At 67.7% G+C, this 18,837-nt stretch carries 21 protein-coding genes and 1 rRNA gene; 15 read left to right on the top strand and 7 right to left on the bottom strand.

Annotated elements, in window-relative coordinates; all coding sequences use genetic code 11:
- Positions 1-35 precede the first annotated feature (35 nt).
- Entirely contained in the window at positions 36-1,139 is a 1,104-nt protein-coding gene (locus tag ACE3SG_RS22355; protein WP_374568542.1) for a magnesium transporter CorA family protein, read from the bottom strand.
- Between the two features lie 26 nt (positions 1,140-1,165).
- Positions 1,166-2,164: a porphobilinogen synthase gene (gene hemB / locus ACE3SG_RS22350; protein ID WP_374568432.1), complete on the bottom strand. Its 999-nt coding sequence runs from the start codon at positions 2,162-2,164 to the stop codon at positions 1,166-1,168.
- Between the two features lie 287 nt (positions 2,165-2,451).
- Between hemB and ACE3SG_RS22345 the strand changes: the two genes are divergently transcribed.
- The 7 genes from ACE3SG_RS22345 to ACE3SG_RS22315 all read left to right on the top strand — a co-directional run bounded on the left by ACE3SG_RS22345 (position 2,452) and on the right by ACE3SG_RS22315 (position 7,605).
- A complete protein-coding gene (locus tag ACE3SG_RS22345; RefSeq protein WP_374568431.1) occupies positions 2,452-2,892 on the top strand; it encodes a CopD family protein in 441 nt (146 codons plus the stop codon).
- Positions 2,893-2,906: 14 nt separating this feature from the next.
- On the top strand, positions 2,907-4,055 hold the full coding sequence (locus ACE3SG_RS22340; protein WP_374568430.1) for a teicoplanin resistance protein VanZ: 1,149 nt from the start codon (positions 2,907-2,909) through the stop codon (positions 4,053-4,055).
- A 39-nt stretch (positions 4,056-4,094) separates the two neighbouring features.
- The gene (locus ACE3SG_RS22335) at positions 4,095-4,421 is read left to right on the top strand and encodes a ferredoxin (RefSeq protein WP_374568429.1); all 327 of its coding nucleotides are present in this window, start codon (positions 4,095-4,097) and stop codon (positions 4,419-4,421) included.
- Between the two features lie 19 nt (positions 4,422-4,440).
- Positions 4,441-5,064: an alpha/beta hydrolase gene (locus ACE3SG_RS22330; RefSeq protein ID WP_374568428.1), complete on the top strand. Its 624-nt coding sequence runs from the start codon at positions 4,441-4,443 to the stop codon at positions 5,062-5,064.
- 56 nt (positions 5,065-5,120) lie between these two features.
- A complete protein-coding gene (locus tag ACE3SG_RS22325; RefSeq protein ID WP_374568427.1) occupies positions 5,121-6,281 on the top strand; it encodes a D-alanyl-D-alanine carboxypeptidase family protein in 1,161 nt (386 codons plus the stop codon).
- 65 nt (positions 6,282-6,346) lie between these two features.
- Complete coding sequence (locus ACE3SG_RS22320) at positions 6,347-7,246, top strand: aminotransferase class IV (RefSeq protein WP_374568426.1); 900 nt, start codon at positions 6,347-6,349, stop codon at positions 7,244-7,246.
- 83 nt (positions 7,247-7,329) lie between these two features.
- Positions 7,330-7,605 (top strand): YbeD family protein, encoded by a 276-nt coding sequence (locus ACE3SG_RS22315; RefSeq protein WP_374568425.1) that lies wholly within the window; start codon positions 7,330-7,332, stop codon positions 7,603-7,605.
- Between the two features lie 13 nt (positions 7,606-7,618).
- Here the strand turns inward: ACE3SG_RS22315 and ACE3SG_RS22310 are convergent, their stop codons facing one another.
- Positions 7,619-8,284, bottom strand: a complete 666-nt coding sequence (locus ACE3SG_RS22310) for a tetratricopeptide repeat protein (RefSeq protein ID WP_374568424.1) — start codon at positions 8,282-8,284, stop codon at positions 7,619-7,621.
- Positions 8,285-8,381: 97 nt separating this feature from the next.
- On the opposite strand from ACE3SG_RS22310, the gene lipB reads away from it, so the two are divergent.
- Positions 8,382-9,065 (top strand): lipoyl(octanoyl) transferase LipB, encoded by a 684-nt coding sequence (gene lipB / locus ACE3SG_RS22305; RefSeq protein ID WP_374568423.1) that lies wholly within the window; start codon positions 8,382-8,384, stop codon positions 9,063-9,065.
- A 10-nt stretch (positions 9,066-9,075) separates the two neighbouring features.
- The gene (gene lipA, locus ACE3SG_RS22300) at positions 9,076-10,077 is read left to right on the top strand and encodes a lipoyl synthase (RefSeq protein WP_374568422.1); all 1,002 of its coding nucleotides are present in this window, start codon (positions 9,076-9,078) and stop codon (positions 10,075-10,077) included.
- Between the two features lie 15 nt (positions 10,078-10,092).
- Here the strand turns inward: lipA and ACE3SG_RS22295 are convergent, their stop codons facing one another.
- Positions 10,093-10,608, bottom strand: coding sequence for a TlpA disulfide reductase family protein (locus tag ACE3SG_RS22295; RefSeq protein WP_374568421.1), 516 nt, complete (start codon positions 10,606-10,608; stop codon positions 10,093-10,095).
- Between the two features lie 13 nt (positions 10,609-10,621).
- Here ACE3SG_RS22295 and ACE3SG_RS22290 point away from each other — a divergent pair, with 13 nt between their 5' ends.
- Positions 10,622-11,320 (top strand): DUF4197 domain-containing protein, encoded by a 699-nt coding sequence (locus ACE3SG_RS22290; RefSeq protein WP_374568541.1) that lies wholly within the window; start codon positions 10,622-10,624, stop codon positions 11,318-11,320.
- Between the two features lie 42 nt (positions 11,321-11,362).
- Here ACE3SG_RS22290 and ACE3SG_RS22285 read toward each other — a convergent pair whose 3' ends face one another.
- A complete protein-coding gene (locus tag ACE3SG_RS22285; protein ID WP_374568420.1) occupies positions 11,363-12,493 on the bottom strand; it encodes a hypothetical protein in 1,131 nt (376 codons plus the stop codon).
- 231 nt (positions 12,494-12,724) lie between these two features.
- The gene (locus ACE3SG_RS22280) at positions 12,725-13,432 is read right to left on the bottom strand and encodes an alpha/beta fold hydrolase (protein ID WP_374568419.1); all 708 of its coding nucleotides are present in this window, start codon (positions 13,430-13,432) and stop codon (positions 12,725-12,727) included.
- A gap of 79 nt (positions 13,433-13,511) precedes the next feature.
- Between ACE3SG_RS22280 and ACE3SG_RS22275 the strand changes: the two genes are divergently transcribed.
- Genes ACE3SG_RS22275 through ACE3SG_RS22265 form a run of 3 tightly spaced genes read left to right on the top strand, consistent with a single transcriptional unit; the run spans position 13,512 to position 14,800 of the window.
- Complete coding sequence (locus ACE3SG_RS22275) at positions 13,512-14,072, top strand: hypothetical protein (protein ID WP_374568418.1); 561 nt, start codon at positions 13,512-13,514, stop codon at positions 14,070-14,072.
- A 28-nt stretch (positions 14,073-14,100) separates the two neighbouring features.
- The gene (locus ACE3SG_RS22270; RefSeq protein WP_374568417.1) at positions 14,101-14,562 is read left to right on the top strand and encodes a PTS sugar transporter subunit IIA; all 462 of its coding nucleotides are present in this window, start codon (positions 14,101-14,103) and stop codon (positions 14,560-14,562) included.
- A complete protein-coding gene (locus tag ACE3SG_RS22265) occupies positions 14,531-14,800 on the top strand; it encodes an HPr family phosphocarrier protein (RefSeq protein ID WP_374568416.1) in 270 nt (89 codons plus the stop codon). The genes ACE3SG_RS22270 and ACE3SG_RS22265 overlap by 32 nt, the downstream gene beginning before the upstream one ends.
- A gap of 37 nt (positions 14,801-14,837) precedes the next feature.
- On the opposite strand, the gene ACE3SG_RS22260 is transcribed toward ACE3SG_RS22265, so the two are convergent.
- Complete coding sequence (locus ACE3SG_RS22260; RefSeq protein ID WP_374568415.1) at positions 14,838-15,731, bottom strand: GNAT family N-acetyltransferase; 894 nt, start codon at positions 15,729-15,731, stop codon at positions 14,838-14,840.
- Positions 15,732-15,867: 136 nt separating this feature from the next.
- Between ACE3SG_RS22260 and ptsP the strand changes: the two genes are divergently transcribed.
- Both ptsP and ACE3SG_RS22250 read left to right on the top strand, forming a co-directional pair.
- A complete protein-coding gene (gene ptsP / locus ACE3SG_RS22255; RefSeq protein WP_374568414.1) occupies positions 15,868-17,634 on the top strand; it encodes a phosphoenolpyruvate--protein phosphotransferase in 1,767 nt (588 codons plus the stop codon).
- 408 nt (positions 17,635-18,042) lie between these two features.
- Positions 18,043-18,837, top strand: a 16S ribosomal RNA gene (locus ACE3SG_RS22250); the annotation flags it as partial.

Raw genomic sequence — 18,837 nt, 5'->3', positions numbered from 1 at the left:
GGTCCCAACGCGGCGCCCGGCGGGCGCCGTGGGGCTCAAGGCCTGACGTGCGTGCCCAGGTAGCGTTTGCGCCAGAAGAAGCCGCCCAGCCCGATCGCCACGGCGACCATGATCGCGATCGCGACCCAGAAGCCGGTGACGGCGTGGGTCAACGGGATGACCTCGAAGTTCATGCCGAAGATGCCGGTGATCAGGTTCAGCGGCAGGAAGATCGCGGTCAGCACGGTCAGCGTGCGCATGATGTCGTTGGTGCGGTGGCTCAGTGCCGAGAAGTGCATCTGCACCGCGGCCTCGGCCGAAGACTCCAGCCGCCGCACATGCGTCAGCACGCGCTCGATGTGCTCGAGCACGTCGCGCGAGCGCACACGCAGCAGTTCGCGCTCGCGCTTGGCGCCCGCATCGGCCTCGGCGGGCCATTCGTCCAGCGCGTCGATCCACTCCTGCATCGCGGCACGCTGGTCTTCGCAGGTGTCTTCCAGCATGTGCAGCGCGTTGCGGCTGCCCAGCAGCACCTGCCAGTCGTGGAAATGGCCCTTGGGGTTGAGCAACTCGGTCTGCAGCGTGGTCAGCTGGCGTGTCAGCAGGCGCCGCAGGTCGAGGTAGCTGTCGACCATGTGGTTGACCATGCGCAGCATCAGGTCTGCGGGGCTCGACGGCAGCCGGCCGGTGCCGCGCAGGTCACTTTCGGCGGCCTGCTGGGTCAGGCGCTGGGCGAAGAACTCGCGCACCAGGCAGTCGGTCGGGTGGATCGTCAGCAACACCCGGTCGAACACCGCAAAGCCGACCGGGCTGGTGTCGATCGCGTCGAGCGCCTGTTGGGCCGAGGCCAGCGTGCCGTGGGTGTCGTCGACAAACAGGTTCTTGCCCGTCGGCGTGGTGGCCAGGCGGCGAAAGACCAGCATCTCGTACCACGAGGTGTCTTCGAAGTGCGATGGCAGCTGGTTGTTCAGCAGGTCGCTGACGTGCAGGTCGACCAGGGGGGCGCCGGCCCAGCGCTGCAGCGCGGCCTGGATCTCGGCCCGCTGCACCTCGAATTCGCGCCGGCCGCTGCCGACCCAGACAAAGCCCTGCGGCGGCAGCGCCGCGGGCAGCTCGGCCAACTCGCTGAAGTGGTCGGCCGTGATGTGGAAGATGCGCACCGCGGCCCCTTCGTCGATGCGGCCGGTCAAGCCGATTTCAGCAGCCGCGCCGCGTCGAGCGCGAAGTAGCTCAGCACGCCGTCGGCGCCGGCGCGCTTGAAGGCGAGCAGCGACTCCATCATCACCGCGTCGTGGTCGAGCCAGCCGTTGGCGGCGGCGGCCTTGACCATCGCGTACTCGCCGCTGACCTGGTAGGCGAAGGTCGGCATGTGGAACTCGTCCTTCACGCGGCGCACGATGTCCAGGTACGGCATGCCGGGCTTGACCATCACCATGTCGGCGCCCTCGGCGATGTCCAGCGCCACCTCGCGCAGCGCCTCGTCGCTGTTGGCCGGGTCCATCTGGTAGGTCTTCTTGTCGCTCTTGCCCAGGCTCTTGGCCGAGCCGACGGCGTCGCGGAACGGGCCGTAAAAGGCGCTCGCGTACTTGGCGCTGTAGGCCATGATCTTGGTGTGGATGTGGCCCTTGGCCTCCAGCGCATGGCGGATCGCGCCGATGCGTCCGTCCATCATGTCGCTCGGCGCGACGATGTCGACGCCGGCGTCGGCCTGCACCAGCGCCTGCTCGCGCAGCACCGCCACGGTGTCGTCATTGATGATGTAGCCGTTCGCGTCGAGCAGGCCGTCCTGGCCGTGGCTGGTGAAGGGGTCGAGCGCCACATCGGTCAGCAGGCCCAGCTCGGGAAAGCGTGATTTGAGCGCCCGCACCGCACGCGGCACCAGGCCGTCGGGCCGGGTGGCCTCGCGGCCGTCGGGCGTCTTCAGCGCCGGGTCGATGTTCGGGAACAGCGCCATCACCGGCACGCCCAGCGCGACGCAGGCTTCGGCCTGGGCGAACAGGCGGTCCACGCTCAGGCGCTGCACGCCGGGCATGCTGGCCACGTCTTCGACGCGGTTCTCGCCGTCCAGCACGAACACCGGGTAGATCAGGTCGGCGCAGGTGAGCACGTTTTCGCGCACCAAGGCGCGGCTGAAGGCATCACGGCGCAGGCGGCGTGGGCGGCTGGCAGGGTAGGCAGGCAGCATGAATAGGGGACAGGCAAAGAAGTGTTGCGGCGGTGTCGAAAACTCCGCCGCCCGAGAGGGGCGCAGCCTGGGAAACCAGTGGCGCCAAACGCCAAAAATTGTGACGGCCGCCTATGGTACAGAGCCACCCTGCGGTGTTAAAGTTGTTCTTGAGCGATGCCCGTGAGGGTGTTTCTCCCTGCTTTTCCTCCCTGAGCAGGTGCCTTTACGTGATGACAGCGTCAAGGCTTTTCAGCCCCGGCCCACGGTCGGGGCTCTTTCTTTTGTGCACCGCCATAATCGGTCGCATGACTGGTTTGTACCTCTGGGTCAAGGCACTGCACATCGTCTTCGTGGCGAGCTGGTTCGCGGGCCTGTTCTATCTGCCGCGGTTTTTCGTCAATTTGGCCGGTGTGCCGAGCGACAGCCACGCCGAGCGCGAGCGCCTGCTGCTGATGGCCCGGCGCCTGTACCGTTTCGCGACGATCCTGATGATCCCGGCGCTGCTGCTCGGGCTGTGGTTGTGGCTGGGTTATTCGGTCTGGCGCGGGCCGGGCAATGGCTGGCTGCATGCCAAGCTGGTGCTGGTGCTGGCGGTCGTCGGGTACCACCACGCCTGCCTGCCGATGCTGCGCAAGTTCGAACAGCTGAAGAACCGCCGCAGCGAGCGCTGGTTCCGGGTGTTCAACGAGGTGTCGGTGCTGATGTTCGCGCTGATCGTGGTGCTCGTGGTGGTCAAGCCGTTCTGACGCGGGGCGCGTCGGTGCCAGACCCGAGCGGCGCACGGCGTCACCACAGCTCGGCCTTGCCGCTGGCCTGGCTGGCGGTGGGCGTGGTGGTCTACGCCAGCCTGTACCCGTTCACCGGCTGGCGCTGGCCGGCCGGCGCGTCGCTGTGGGAGCTGATGCAGCTGCCGCTGCCCCGGCAGCGCTACAAATTCGACATCTGGGCCAACTACCTCGGCTACATCCCGGTGGCGGCGCTGGTGCACGCGGCCGGCGTGCGCGGGGGGCGCCGGCCCGGCCCGTGGTGGCTGTTCGCGGTGGTAGCCATGTCGTTGCTGTCGTTCGGCATGGAGCTGACGCAGCAGTTTCTGCCCCCGCGGTTTCCGTCGCGGCTCGACTGGGCCATGAACACCGCCGGCGCGGTGGCTGGCGCCACGCTTTCGGCGCTGGCGCTGCGCCTGGGCTGGGTCGACCTCTGGCAGCACGCGCGCGACCGCTGGTTCATCCACCGCAGCGGTGGCGCGCTGGCGCTGCTGCTGGCCTGGCCGCTGGGGCTGCTGTTTCCCACGCCGATGCCGCTGGGGCTGGGCCCCAGCTGGGCCCGCTTGCAGGATGGGCTGATGGACCTGCTGGTCGATGTGCGCGGCGCCGAAGAGGTGCTGGCCTGGCTCGAAGACTCGCCGCCGCCCGAAGGCCAGCTGTCGGCCCTGCCCGAGGCGATGGGCATCGCGCTGGGCCTGCTCGGCCCCTGCCTGCTGGCCTTCGTGGTCACGCGGCCCGGTTGGCGCCGGGTGGCGATGGCGCTGGGCGCCGCGGTGCTGGGCCTGGCCACCACCACGCTGTCGGCCGCGCTGAATTTCGGCCCGGCCCATGCGCTGGCCTGGCTGACGCCGGTGGTGGTGCCGGCCTGCGTGCTGGCGCTGTCGGTGGCGGGGCTGATGCTGCGGGCGCCGGGGCCGCTGGTGGCGGTGCTGGGTGTTGCGACGCTGTCGGCGAGCCTGATGCTGGTTGCGCAGGCCCCGTCGGACCCGTATTTCGCGCTCAGCCTGCAGGGCTGGGAGCAGGGGCGTTTCATCCACTTCCATGGCCTGGCGCAGTGGCTGGGCTGGCTGTGGCCGGTGGCGGCGTTGCTGTGGCTGGCGGCGCACCTGGGCTCGCTTGTGCCGCGTGGGCAAGACCCTGGGTGATGCGGCGGCCGCCACGAAGGTGACTTCTACAATTCGGGAATGAGCTACTACAAGCACCACGTCTTCTTCTGCCTGAACCAGCGTGACAGCGGCGAAGCCAGCTGTATGCAACACGCCGCGCAGGAGGGCTTCGCGCACTGCAAGGCGCAGGTCAAGGCGGCGGGGCTCGCCGGCCCGGGTGGCGTGCGCGTCAACAAGGCCGGTTGCCTGGACCGCTGCGCCGGCGGGCCGGTGGCGGTGGTCTACCCCGAAGGCGTCTGGTACACCTACGTCGACGAGCAGGACATCGACGAGATCGTCGAATCGCACCTGAAGAACGGCCAGCCGGTCGAGCGCCTGATGCTGCCGCCAGACGTCGGCCGCTGAACCGAGCCGCGTTGACGTGATGAACAGCAACACCCAGCGGCAGCGCATCGCCGGCCCGGCCGGCGCGATCGAGACCGCGATCGACCTGCCGCCGCCCGACACGCCGGTGCGGGGCGTGGCGGTCATCTGCCACCCGCACCCGCAGCATGGCGGCACGATGGACAACAAGGTCGCCCAGATGCTGGCGCGCACCTTCGTGCAGCTCGGTTACCGCGCGGTGCGTTTCAACTTCCGCGGCACCGGCGCGTCCGAAGGGGCGTGGGACGAAGGCCGCGGCGAGATCGACGATGCGCTGGCAGTCGTCGCCGCCTACCGTGACCCGGCGCTGCCGCTGGCACTGGGCGGCTTTTCGTTCGGCGCCTACGTCACGTCACAGGCCGCCAAGCGCCTGGCCGACACGGGGGCCCCGGCCGAGCGGCTGGTGCTGGTGGGGCCGGCGACGCAGAACTTCGAGGTCGCGCCGGTGCCGGCCGACACCATCGTTGTGCACGGCGAGGTCGACGACGTGGTGCCGCTGACCGCGACGCTGGACTGGGCCCGCCCGCAACACCTGCCGGTGATCGTGATGCCGGGCGTGGGGCACTTCTTCCACGGCCAGCTGACGCTGCTGAAATCCATCGTCGTTCGCAACTGGCACCGGTGAACCCGGGCGCCGCGGGCGACTCTCTCTCCTACCTCTGGCTCCCTGTGACCGTCTCGATGACCCGTTTTCTCCGTTCCCTTTGCCTGGCCGCTGCCGCCGTCACCTTCAGCCTGCACGCCGCCGCGCAGGCGCCGCAGCCGCCCGAGATCGCCGCCCGCGGCTATTTGCTGATCGACATGACGGCCAACCAGGTGCTGGCCGAGCGCAATGCCGACGCGCCGGCCGAGCCCGCCTCGCTGACCAAGCTGATGACGGCCTACCTGACCTTCGTGGCGCTGCGCGACAAGAAGCTGACGCTGGAGCAGCGGCTGCCGGTGTCCGAGCGGGCCTGGGCCGAGCGCAAGGGCGGCGGCTCGCTGATGTTCATCGACCCGAAGATGACGCCGACCGTCGACGAACTGCTGCGCGGCACGATCATCGTCTCGGGCAACGACTCGTCGGTCGCGCTGGCCGAAGGCGTGGGCGGCTCGGTCGACAACTTCGTCGCGATGATGAACCGCCAGGCCCAGGCCTGGGGCCTGAAGAACACCAGTTTCAAGAACGTGACCGGGCTGACCGAGCCGGGCCACTCGAGCACCGCGCGTGACCTGGCGGTGATCGCCCAGCACATCATCTTGGACTTTCCCGACCGTTACCCCTACTACTCGGTCAAGGAATACAGCTTCAACAACATCCGGCAGGACAACCGCAACCTGCTGCTGCGGCGCGACCCGAGCGTCGACGGCATGAAGACCGGTTACACCGAGGCGGCCGGCTACTGCCTGGTGTCGTCGGCCCAGCGCGATTTCCCGAACGGCAAGCGCCGCCTGCTGTCGGTGGTGATGGGCACCGACTCGATGCAGGCCCGCGCCAACGAAAGCCAGAAGCTGCTCAACTGGGGCTACACCGCGTTTGACGCGGTGCGCCTGTTCGACAACAGCAAGCCGGTGGCGACCGTGCCGGTGTGGAAAGGCCAGGCCAGCGAGGCCAAGCTGGTCGGCGAAGGCTCGCTGTTCGTGGCCGTGCCGCGCGGCGAGGGCGACAAGCTGAAGACCATGATCGAGCGCACCGACCCGCTGGTGGCGCCGCTGACCAAAGGCCAGCGCGTGGGCACGCTGAAGGTGACCACGGCCGGTGGCGCGCCGGTGGCGGCCTTGCCGCTGGTGGTGGCCGAAGAAGTGCCACTGGCCGGCATTTGGGGCCGCGCCTGGGATGCCATTCGCCTCTGGATCAAGTAATCTCCGCAAGCGTGCGGGAAATCCCGCACCGATGGTTCCGCACTGGTCCCGCCCTGGAGGTCCCGATGAGCGCCCTGCCTGACACCTTGTGCGATCTGAATGGCGAATTGCTGCCGCTGTCGCAGGCGAAGGTCAGCGTGCTCGACCGGGGCTTCATCTTCGGCGATGGCATCTACGAAGCTATCCCGGTCTATGGGCGGCGCCTGTTTCGCTTCGACGACCACATGGCCCGCCTGGCGCGCAACCTGGACAAGCTGCGCATCGCACCGCCGCCGGGCCTGCGCAGCCCGGCCGACTGGCTGGAGCGGGCCCGCCGCGTGATCGCCGCCCAGCCGGCAGACGACCAGCTGCTCTACATCCAGGTCACCCGCGGTGTTGCGATGCGCGACCACGCGATGCCGACCGACATCGCGCCGACGGTGTTCATCATGAGCAACCCGTACAAGCCGGTGCCGGCGGAGGCGCGGCACCAGGGCGTGGCGTGCGTGAGCGCGCGCGACTTTCGCTGGGAGCGCGGCGACATCAAGGCCACCTCGCTGCTGGGCAACGTGCTGGCGCGCCAGATCGCGGTCGACCAGGGCGCGGCCGAGACCATCCTGTTCCGCGACGGGCCGCACGGCGGGCCATGGCTGACCGAGGGCTCGTCGAGCAATGTGTGGATCGTGCACGAGGGCGCGCTGCTGGGCCCGCCGATGAACGAGCACGTGCTCGAGGGCATTCGCGTCGCGCTGCTGCGCGAGCTGTGCGAGGAAGAGGGCATCGCCTACAACCTGCGCCCGATCAGCGAGGCCGATGTGCGCGCCGCCGACGAGTTGCTGCTCAGCTCGTCGGGCCGCGAGGTGCTGGCGGTGACCAAGCTCGACGGCGACCTGGTCGGGCACGGTGCGCTGCGCGGCAAGCCAGGCCCGGTCTACGGCCGGCTGTACGAGGCCTACCAGCGCGCCAAGCGCGAGCAGTCGATCTGAGCGTGACGGCGCCGCTGGGTTGAACGACGCCCAGACGCCCCCACGTTCCTGTGGCCTAAGCCTTTATTTGAGTCTGACCCGTGATGCCCGAGATCCCACCCGACCAGTCGTTGATCGAATACCCGAGCGCCTTCCCGATCAAGGTGATGGGCGCGCACGTCGAGGGGTTCGTCGATGCCGTGGTCGCGGTCGCGTTGCAGTTCGACCCGGGCTTCGATGCCGCCACCGTCGAAACCCGCCCCAGCAAGGCGGGCAACTACCTCGGGGTGACGATCACCATCACGGCGACCAGCCGCGACCAGCTGGACGAGCTCTACCGCACGCTGTCGACGCACCCGATGGTCAAGGTGGTGCTCTGAGCGTTGCGCCCGGTCACTGCGCGGTGAGCCGAGCGTCGATGTCCTTCAGCTTGGCCGGCGCCGCTTCGTCGCCTTGGCGCGCGGCGGCGGCGTACCAGTAGCGCGCCAGCCGCAGGTCGGCCGAGACCCCGTCGCCTTTTTCGTACATCGAGCCGAGGATGTACTGCGCGCCGACGTCGCCATGGTTGGCGGCCTGGCGGTACCAGTGAACAGCCTGGGCCGAATCCACCGGCGTGCCTCGGCCCATGAAATAGGCGGTGCCGGTGGCAACCTCGGCATCGACGCTGCCCGACAGCGCGGCGCGCTCGTACCAGGCCAGCGCCTCGGGCAGGTCGGGCGCACCGAGGCGGCCGCTTTCGTACAACTCGCCGAGGGCCAGCTGCGCGGTGACGAAGCCCTGGCCGGCCGCCTGCATCAGCAAGTCGCGCGCGCGGGCGACGCTGGGGTTGGGCAATTCGCCGCGCAGGTGCATCACGGCCAGGTTGTGCGCCGCTGCCGCTTCACCCGCTGCCGCGAGCGCGGTGAAGCGTAATTCGGCGCCACCGAGGTCGCCACGCTCGTACATTGCCACTGCCTCGCCCAGGGCGGCGTGCCGCTCGGCGGGGATCATCTCGTCCGCCACCGCCGGGCCGGCGAACACGGCCGCTGCCAACAGCAGCCCGATCGAAAACTTGCTCATCTCTTTTGCTTCCTGGCTGACCCGGTTGCCACCATACGCCGAAGGGCCGGCCACGCTGGGGCCGGGGCGATGCATGGACCTGGCCGACAATTCGCCCATGCCCGACACGCCGAGCGCGCCGCATCTCCAGTTCCTGGGTCGGCAACCCTACGAGAAAACTTACGACGCGATGCGCCGCTTCACCGCCGAGCGGCAGCCAGACACGCCGGACGAGCTGTGGATCGTCGAGCACCCGCCGGTGTTCACGCAGGGCATTGCCGGCAAGCCCGAGCATCTGCTGGCGACGGGTGACATCCCGGTCGTGCCCAGCAACCGCGGCGGCCAAGTCACCTTCCACGGCCCGGGCCAGGTGGTGGCCTACCCGTTGATCGACCTGAAGCGCCTGGGCATCTACATCAAGGAATACGTCTTCCGCCTCGAAGCGGCGGTGATCCAGACGCTGGACGCCTGGGGCGTGATCGGCTTTCGCGTGGCTGGCGCGCCGGGCATCTACGTGAACCTGGCCGACCCACTGCACGCCGGCCTGCCGGCCGGGCCCCGGCAAGACCCGTTCGACGGACTCGGCAAGATCGCGGCGCTGGGCGTCAAAGTGAGCAACCACTGCACCTATCACGGGGTGGCGTTGAATGTCGCGATGGATCTGCAGCCCTTCGAGCGGATCAATCCGTGTGGCTACGCAGGCCTGCGCACCGTCGACCTCGTTACACTGGGCATCCGTGCAAACCCTGAAGTTGTCGCGGGCCAGTTGGCCGAGCGGCTGTCCGTGCACCTGAGCCGCTGAACTGGACCCCATGGCCACGCTGAACACCACCCACGAAGCCAAGACCGGCGCCGACTACGACGCCTCCGCCAAGCAGAAGGCCCAGGCCAAGACGGCGCGCATCCCGATCAAGATCGTGCCGGCCGAGGTGCTGAAGAAGCCTGACTGGATCCGCGTGCGGGCCGGCTCGCCGACGACGCGCTTCTACGAGATCAAGCAGATCCTGCGCGAACACAAGCTGCACACCGTCTGTGAAGAAGCCTCGTGCCCGAACATCGGCGAGTGCTTCGGCCATGGCACGGCCACCTTCATGATCATGGGCGACAAGTGCACGCGGCGCTGCCCGTTCTGCGATGTCGGCCACGGCCGCCCCGATCCGCTGGACGCCGACGAGCCGGCCAACCTGGCCAAGACGATTGCCGCGCTGAAGCTGAAGTACGTGGTGATCACCAGCGTCGACCGCGACGACCTGCGCGACGGCGGCGCCGGCCACTTCGTCGAGTGCATCCGCCAGGTGCGCGAGCTGTCGCCGGCCACGCGCATCGAGATCCTCACGCCCGACTTCCGCGGCCGCATGGACCGCGCGCTGGACATCCTGAAGGCCGCGCCGCCGGATGTGATGAACCACAACCTCGAAACCGCGCCGCGCCTGTACAAGGAAGCGCGCCCGGGCTCGGACTACCAGTTCAGCCTGAACCTGCTCAAGCGCTTCAAGGACGCGGTGCCCCACGTGCCGACCAAGAGCGGCCTGATGGTGGGCCTGGGCGAAACCGACGAAGAGATCCTCGAGGTGATGCGCGACATGCGCGCGCACGGCGTCGACATGCTGACGATCGGCCAGTACCTCGCGCCGTCGGGCCACCACCTGCCCGTGCGCCGCTATGTGCACCCGGACACCTTCAAGATGTTCGAGGCCGAGGCCCAGAAGATGGGCTTCAGCCACGCCGCGGTCGGCGCGATGGTGCGGTCGAGCTACCACGCCGACAAGCAGGCCGCTGAAGCCGGGGTGGCCGGCACGGCCGGCGCAGCCTGAGCGAGCGCCAGCCCCTCAGGCTTCTTTCAGCAGGTCTTCGATCAGCCCGTGCAGGGCGTTGAAGTCCGGCGCGCCGACGAATTTCTTGACGATGCCGCCCTTCTTGTCGAGCAAGAAGGTGGTCGGCGTCAGCCGCACGTCGCCAAACGCCTTGGCCACGCTGCCGGTGTTGTCGATCGCCACGCCGAACGGCAGCTTGCGTTGCTCGGCGAAGCTGGCCACATAGGCGGGCGGGTCGTAGCTCATCGCCACCGCCAGCGTGTCGAAGCCGCGGCCCTTGAACTTCTCGTGGGTGGCGATGATCTGCGGCATCTCGGCAACGCAGGTCGTGCAGCTGGTGGCCCAGAAGTTGACCAGCATCACCTTGCCTTGCTGCGCCTTCAGTTGGGCGGTCGCGCCATTGAGCAGCGTGTAGCCCACATCGGGGGCGCTTTCGCGGGCCGAGCAGGCGCTCAAAGCCAGCGAGGCCAGCGGTGCGGTTGCCACCCAGCCCAGCGAGAGCGCAAGATGACGGCGGCGTTCAATGTTCATGAAAGGTTCGGCGATGCAGCGCAGGCAGTTTACGACGGTGTCCGGCAGCTTGCTGTGGGTCGGTTGGGCGCTCAGCCCGGCTGCGCACGCCGCCTTGGGGGGCCTGCTCAGCGAAGGCGATGCCTCGTTGGGCGTGAAGACGGCACTCGAACGCGGGGCCAGGTCGGCGGTAAGCCTGCTGGGCCGCACCGACGGTTTCTTGAAGAACCCGAAGGTGATGATCCCGCTGCCGGGCTTCTTGAAAGATGCGTCGCAGATCCTGAAGTTCACCGGCCAGCAGAAAAAAGTCGATGAACTGATCACGGCGATGAACCGCGCCGCCGAAGCTGCCGTGCCTGAAGCCGAAGCCCTGCTGCTGGACGCAGTGAAGACGCTCAGCGTGGCGGACGCGGTGAAGATCGTGCGTGGCAACGACACGTCCGTCACGCAGTATTTCTCTGGCAAGACGCGGGTGCCGCTGGGCGAGAAATTCCTGCCCATCGTGACCGAGGCGACCGAGAAGGTCTCGCTGGCCGACAAATACAACGCCGTGGCCGGCAAGGCCAGCGGCATGGGCCTGGTGAAGAAGGAAGACGCCAACATCCAGACCTACGTCACGCGCAAGGCGCTCGACGGTTTGTACTGGATGATCGGCGAAGAAGAAAAGAAGATCCGCAAGGATCCGGTGGGCACCGGCAGCGAGATCCTCAGCAAGGTGTTCGGCAAGGGCTGAGCCGGCGCCCAGCCCCGGCGGGCGGGCCGCAGCCGGCCCGGCCTACAGCGTGCGCGAGAGTTCGAAGATCAGCGCCGAAGGCAGCGAGCCCAGCACCGCGTCGCGGCCCAGGGTGGCGTGCTGGCGATCACCTTCGTTGGACAGCGCAAAGGTGTTGCCCTCCTGGGCGATCTCGATGAACACGAAATGTGGCACGTCCGCCTCGATGCTGGCGCGCAGCCGGTCGAAGCGCTGGCCGGCCAGCGCCGATTCGTAGATCACCGCCTGCGGCAGCGCGTCGCGGCAGAACTCTTCGGCTTCGTCGACCGAGCTGACATAGTCGACCACCAGGCCCATGTGGCGCGTGGCCTCGCGGATGTCGGTGCGCAGGTCGCGCCGGCCCGCCAGCACCAGCACCTGCGCGCCGGCCAGCGGCTTGGAGTTGTCCGAAACGCCGAAACCCTGGTCGATCTCGATCGCGGTGACGCCTTCCATCTGGTCGGTCACCGTCTGCGGGAACTCGATCGTCACGGCGGCAATGCCTTCGGGGCCGTCTTGCCGCTCCAGCCCGAGCTTCAGCGCCCAGGCGATCTGCTGCACCAGGCGCCAGCTCATCGTGTCGAGCTGGTCGACCGGGGTGTCGCCGTCGGGGCGCGCGACCACGTCGTTGTCGACCTCGGCCGGTGGGCGGTGGCTGAAGTGGCAGCTCAGCCGGGCATGGGGCGGCCAGGGCCGCAGGTCGATGCGGAACTCGAGGTTGGCCTGCGCGTGCTCCATCGCCCAGTCGACCAGCGCCTGCAGCAGTGAATGCAGCAAGGTGGCGTCGACGATCACGTCGATCGGGCGCATGGCCTGGCGCACGTCGATGCCGCGGGCGCCGATCTCGCGACCGCGCTGCATCAGCACGTCGCGCGTCATCTGGGTCAGGCTCAGGGTTTCGGGCGACTGGCGGATGCGGCCGGACGCAAAGCGCGCCAACTGCTGGCCCATCATGCCAATGCGCCGGGCCAGCTCGATCTCGTCACGCAGGGCTTTCAGGCCCGGGCGATCGATCTTGCCGGTGGTGGCCAGCGCCGTCACGCGTTCGAGCGCACTCGACAGCGAGACGCCGATTTCGCTGCCGATTTGCGCGATCAGCGCGCGGTAGTGTTCTTCCTGGCCCTCGGGCGGCCAAGTCGCAGTCGCGGCACGCATGGTGGAAGGCAGTCTGTCTGGCGCGTTCATGGCAATGTGTTCGCCGATCACAGACCCTCCCTGGGGACCGGCTGGCCGGTCGAGAAATACTTGGCAGTGGAGCGTCCGATCGGATCAACCGGGGCGTGATTTGTTGCCGCGAATGGTGTCCGTTTGTGACAAGCGGGTCCATCCCACGGTTGTTGGGGGGAGAACGTCCGCCGCGATTCCATTCGTGAATTTGTTCGCGCTTCAGCCGGCCGTCAACAGTGGCGCCAGCAACAAGGCGAGGGCTTGCGGGGCCGAAATCATCGCGTCGTGGCCGGTGGGCAGGGCGCTGACCTGCCAGCCCGGTTGCGCGCGCGCCCGTTGCCGGCTGGTGGCGATGGTGGGCAGGGCGGGCGACTGGCAATCGACGAAGTGCCGCCGCAGGCCGGACCAGCGCTTGACGTCGAAATGCAGCGGCTCGTCGTAGCAGGCGCCCGGGTGCAGGCTTTGGCGCCGCAGGACCCAGTCGCGATCGGCGCCCTCAATGCCGAACACCGAGGGGTCGGGTGGCAGCAGCCCACCGTATTCGGCGATCTGCGCGCGCCGCTGCGCCTGGGTGGCGGGGGTGTGGGTGCTGGACCAGCTTTCGCCGCTGTCGGGCACCACCGCGTCCAGATAGACCAGGGCGGCCAGCCGTTCGGCGCAGCGGTCGGCCACCCCGGTGATGACCATGCCGGCGTAGCTGTGGCCGACCAGCACGGCGCGCTGCAACTCCTCGGCTTCCAGCGTGGCGACCACGTCGTCGATGTGGTGGGCCAGGCCGATGTCGGGCCGAAAGAGATGGCGCCGGGCGCCCAGGCCGGTCAAATCGACCGCGAAGGCGCGGTGCCCCGCCGCCCACAAGCCCGGCAACAGCTTGCGCCAGCACCAGGCGCCATGCCAGGCGCCGTGGACGAGCACCACATCGGCCATCGAACCGCCTCCTTTGCCGTCGACAGCACCCCGTCTGCCTCAAGCGGGCGGGCGGGGGCCGGCCGAGATAATGCGCCGAATGCACGCAGCGTTCACCACTTTTTCACCTGCCCGCCGCTGGGCGACGTTGGCTGCGCTGGCTGGCGTGGCCCTCGTGCTCGGCTGTGCGCCGGCGCTCGACTGGCGCGAAGCCCGCATCGACGGGGCCGGTCTGGCGGCGATGTTTCCCTGCCGCCCGGTGGCGCAAAGCCGGCAGATCGACCTGGCGGGCGTGGCCGTGACGATGACGATGCACGCCTGCGAAGCGGCCGATGGCACCTTTGCCGTCAGCGTGGCGGATGTGAAGGACCCCGCGGCCGTCGGCCCGGTGTTGTCGGCATTGAAACAGGCAAGCCTGGCCAAGCTGGGCCGCCCCGTTGAACCCGTGGCGGTGGCCGACTGGCGCCTGGCCGGCGCGACGCCCCAGCCGGCCGCCGGGCGCTGGCGGCTGAGCAGTCAGCGCCCCGACGGTGCGCCGCTGAGTGTGGACACGGCGGTCTTCGCCCGTGGCACCTGGGTCGTGCAGGCCACGGTGATCGGCCGCCAGCCCGACCCGAAGGTGAACTCACCGTTCTTCGAAGGCCTGCAGTTCGCGCCGTAAGCGGGGCCGCTTCGCCAATAATGGCGCCATGGCTGGATTGGTGATCGTTGCGCACGCTCCGTTGGCGACGGCCTTGCAGGCCGTGGCGCGGCACGTATTCGCCGAACGCAGCGAAGCCCTGGTGATCGTGGACGTCTGGCCCGACTGGTCGGCGGAAACGGCAGAAGACGAAATCCGCGCCGCGGTCCAGCGGGCCGGCGCCGGTGTGGCCGGCGCCGAAGTCTTGATCCTGGCCGACGTGTTTGGCGCCACGCCGTGCAACGCGGCGCAGCGGGTGGCCGACGGTGTGGGCGTGCGCCTGGTGGTGGGCCTGAACGTGCCGATGCTGTGGCGCGCCCTGGCCTACGCGCAGCAACCGATCGACGCGTTGGTCGAGCGTGCGCTGGTCGGCGGCACGCAAGGGGTGATGCCCGCATCGCCGCAGAAGCCGCAAGACCAGCCACTACACTCGCAGCCGAATGATCCGTCGCACCGTCACCATCAGCAATAAGCTGGGCCTGCACGCCCGCGCATCGGCCAAGCTGACCAAGCTGGCCGGCGGCTTCCAATGCGAGGTCTTCATGACCCGCAACGGCCGGCGCGTGAACGCCAAGAGCATCATGGGCGTGATGATGCTGGCGGCCGGCATGGGCAGCCAGGTCGAGGTCGAGACCGAAGGTGCCGACGAGCAGCCGGCGATGGACGCCATCGTCGCGCTGATCGACGACAAGTTCGGCGAGGGCCAGTAGCCCGCCACAAGCCGGGCCAGGCGCGTTTCGGCGCCGCTTAGGCGCCCAGGAAGTGCCGGCGATAGCGGGCCGGCAGATCCGACAGGCGCAACAGCAGGGGCAGGTCGGCGGTGTTGAAGTCCGGGTCCCAGGCCGGTGCCCCCAGCACCTTGGCGCCGCAGCGCAGATAACCTTTGATCAGTGCCGGCGGTTCCACGTCCAGGCATTGGTCCAGTTCGTCCACCGGCAGCGGCAGGCGGGGCCGCACTTGGTATTCCAGCCCGGCCAGGTGGCTGGCCCGCAGCCGCGCCCAGAGGCTGGCGGCGGTGTGGCCGCCGTCGCGCATGCCGATGCTGGCGCAGCCGACCATCGTGTCGAGCTGATTGCGGCTCATGAAGTCGGCCAGGGCGCCCCACAACGCCAGGATCGCGCCGCCCGAGCGGTACTGCGGGTGCACGCATGAGCGGCCCAGCTCGGCCATGCGGTCGCGCAACGGGCGCAGGCGGGTGAGGTCAAACTCGGTGTCGCTGTAATAGCCGCCGGCGCGGCGGGCGGCGGCCGGCGTCAGCACGCGGTAGGTGCCGATCACCTGCGCCGGGGCATCGTCGGTGGCCAGCGTGCGCACCAGCAGGTGCTCGCAGAAGTCGTCGAACAGATCGACGTCGTGCCCGGCTGGCGCATGGGCCGGCAGCGTGAGACGCGCGCCCATTTCGCCGACGAACACCTCGTGGCGCAGGCGCTGGGCAGCGCGCACTTCGTCGGTATGGCGGGCCCAGCGCACTTCGAACTCCGGCTCCCGGGCCGCCGCGGCGGGCTTGGCCGGCGCCAGCGTGTCCGTCCCGGCGCGCCATCCGCCGGGGTGGATCTCGCGCGGCACTGTGCGTGGCGTGCGGCCGAAACGGAAGTCCATCAAGCTGAGCAGCGGCAAGGTGGGGTTCGGCAGTTCTTTCATGACAGCGTCTTTCTCTTTCGGGTTGCCGCAAATGCTCAGGCCCGGTGATGACCTGTGCATGACCGCCGGGTGACGCTGCCGTGACAGGGCGCCGAGGCGGCCCCCGGCCATTCGGACCGGCTGCTACAGTGAAGCCATGAGCATCCAGGTCTTCGGTCAGCCGGTATCGCGCGGCGTCGCGATCGGCCGAGCGGTGCTGGTCGCGTCCAGCCGGGTCGACGTGGCGCACTACTTCATCGACACCGACCAGGTCGAGGCCGAGGTGGCTCGCTTGCGCGACGCGCGCAACGAAGTGGCGGCCGAGTTGGTGGCGCTGAAAAGTGAAGTGCCCGAGGAGGCGCACGCCGAGCTGGTGGCGCTGCTGGACGTGCACCTGATGTTGCTGCACGACGAGTTGTTGTCCGACGCGACCAAGCAGTGGATCGTCGAGCGCCACTACAACGCCGAGTGGGCGATGTCGGCGCAACTCGAGGTGATTGCGCGCCAGTTCGACGAGATGGAGGACGAATACCTCCGTGAGCGCAAGGCGGACCTCGAGCAGGTCGTCGAGCGCCTGCTGAAGGCCATGGCACGGCAGACCGCGCCGAACGGGCATGCGGGCGCGGGCGCCGCGCGCGACTTTGCCGGCGAAGACCCGTTGATCCTGGTGGCCAGCGACATCGCGCCGGCGGACATGCTGCAGTTCAAGCGCAGCGTGTTCACCGGCTTCGTCACCGATGTCGGCGGGCGCACGTCGCACACCGCCATCGTGGCCCGCAGCATGGACATCCCTGCCGTGGTGGGCGCGCGCGAGGCCAGCCGCATCGTGCGGCAGGACGATTGGGTCATCATCGACGGCGATACCGGCGTGCTGATCGTCAACCCGTCGCCGATCGTGCTGGAGGAATACCGCTTCCGCCAGCGCCAGATCGAGCTGGAGCGGGCCAAGCTGAACCGGCTGCGGCACACCCCCTCGGTCACGCTCGACGGTCAGGTGATCGAATTGCTGGCGAACATCGAGCTGCCGTCGGATGCGGCCGCCGCGATCGAAGCCGGCGCGGTCGGCGTCGGGCTGTTCCGCAGCGAATTCCTTTTCATGAACCGGGGCGGTCAACTGCCCGACGAGAACGAGCAGTTCGAGGCCTACCGTGCGGTGGTCCAGGCGATGGGCGGCTTGCCGGTGACGATCCGCACGGTCGACGTCGGCGCCGACAAGCCGCTGGACCGGATGTCGGCACACGAGTTGCGCCACGAACATTCGCTGAACCCGGCGCTGGGCCTGCGGGCGATCCGCTGGAGCCTGTCCGAGCCAGAGATGTTCGGCCGGCAGTTGCGGGCGATCCTGCGTGCCAGCGCGTTCGGCAAGGTTCGCATCCTGGTGCCGATGGTCGCGCACATGAGCGAAGTGCTGCAGATTCTGCAGGCGGTCGAACGCGCCAAGCGCCAGCTGAGCGCCGATGGCGTGGCCTACACCGAGGTCGAACTCGGCGCGATGATCGAAGTGCCGGCGGCCGCGTTGATGATGCCCGCACTGATGCGCCACTTCGACTTCGTCTCGATCGGCACCAACGACCTGATCCAGTACACGCTGGCGATCGACCGCGCGGACGAAGCGGTGGCCCATCTCTATGACCCGTGGCACCCGGCCGTGCTGCAACTCGTCGAGCGCACCATCGCCAGTGCCAACGAGGCGGGCAAGGGGGTCAGCGTGTGCGGCGAAATGGCGGGCGACCCGGCATTCACCGAATTGCTGTTGGCCATGGGCCTGCGCAGCTTCTCGATGCACCCGGCGCAGGTGGCCTCGATCAAGCAGCGCGTGCTGAGGGCCGACGTGCGCGCCCTGCGCACGCAGATTGGCGCCGTGCTGGCGGCAGATGCCCCGCAAGACGCTTGCGTGGCGCTGCTGAAATCCCGCCCGAACTGACGCTTGTCGGGCGGCGATTCAACAAATTTCGCCAACCCGCTTGCATTGCAGTTTGAAAGGCTGCTATAGTCGTGGGCTTCGCTGATCGCAAACGCGGTCAGACGCTGACAAGCAAAAGGCCTCGGCCAAGAGCGAAATCAGCGGCAAAGCCGAAAGGTGATGCGAAAAGCGCGAAAGGTTGAGCGCTTGACAAGGTTTTAAAAACAAGTCAAAATCTTCCTTCTTTGCTGATCACTGATCTGCAACGAGTCGAAAGCGAAGGCCGACGACAAGTTCTTTAAAAACTAACAGCCGATAAGCGTGGGTGTTTGAAGGCGAGTGCTTGCTTGAGTAATCAAGCGAGTCGCAAGACTTTAAATGCTCATGGAAGTGAAGTTCACTTCAATTCTTTGAGCGAAATTCAAGATCGAACTGAAGAGTTTGATCCTGGCTCAGATTGAACGCTGGCGGCATGCCTTACACATGCAAGTCGAACGGTAACAGGTCTTCGGATGCTGACGAGTGGCGAACGGGTGAGTAATACATCGGAACGTGCCCGATCGTGGGGGATAACGCAGCGAAAGCTGTGCTAATACCGCATACGATCTACGGATGAAAGCGGGGGACTCGCAAAGGCCTCGCGCGGACGGAGCGGCCGATGGCAGATTAGGTAGTTGGTGGGATAAAAGCTCACCAAGCCGACGATCTGTAGCTGGTCTGAGAGGACGACCAGCCACACTGGGACTGAGACACGGCCCAGACTCCTACGGGAGGCAGCAGTGGGGAATTTTGGACAATGGGCGAAAGCCTGATCCAGCCATGCCGCGTGCGGGAAGAAGGCCTTCGGGTTGTAAACCGCTTTTGTCAGGGAAGAAAAGGTTCCTTCTAATAAAGGGGACTCATGACGGTACCTGAAGAATAAGCACCGGCTAACTACGTGCCAGCAGCCGCGGTAATACGTAGGGTGCAAGCGTTAATCGGAATTACTGGGCGTAAAGCGTGCGCAGGCGGTTATGCAAGACAGATGTGAAATCCCCGGGCTCAACCTGGGAACTGCATTTGTGACTGCATAGCTGGAGTGCGGCAGAGGGGGATGGAATTCCGCGTGTAGCAGTGAAATGCGTAGATATGCGGAGGAACACCGATGGCGAAGGCAGCCTCCTGGGCCTGTACTGACGCTCATGCACGAAAGCGTGGGGAGCAAACAGGATTAGATACCCTGGT

This window comes from Ideonella sp., assembly GCF_041914305.1.
Taxonomy (GTDB): Bacteria; Pseudomonadota; Gammaproteobacteria; order Burkholderiales; family Burkholderiaceae_C; genus Ideonella.
The sequence above is the reverse complement of the archived record's forward strand: the minus strand, read 5'-3'. Positions and strand labels throughout refer to the sequence as shown.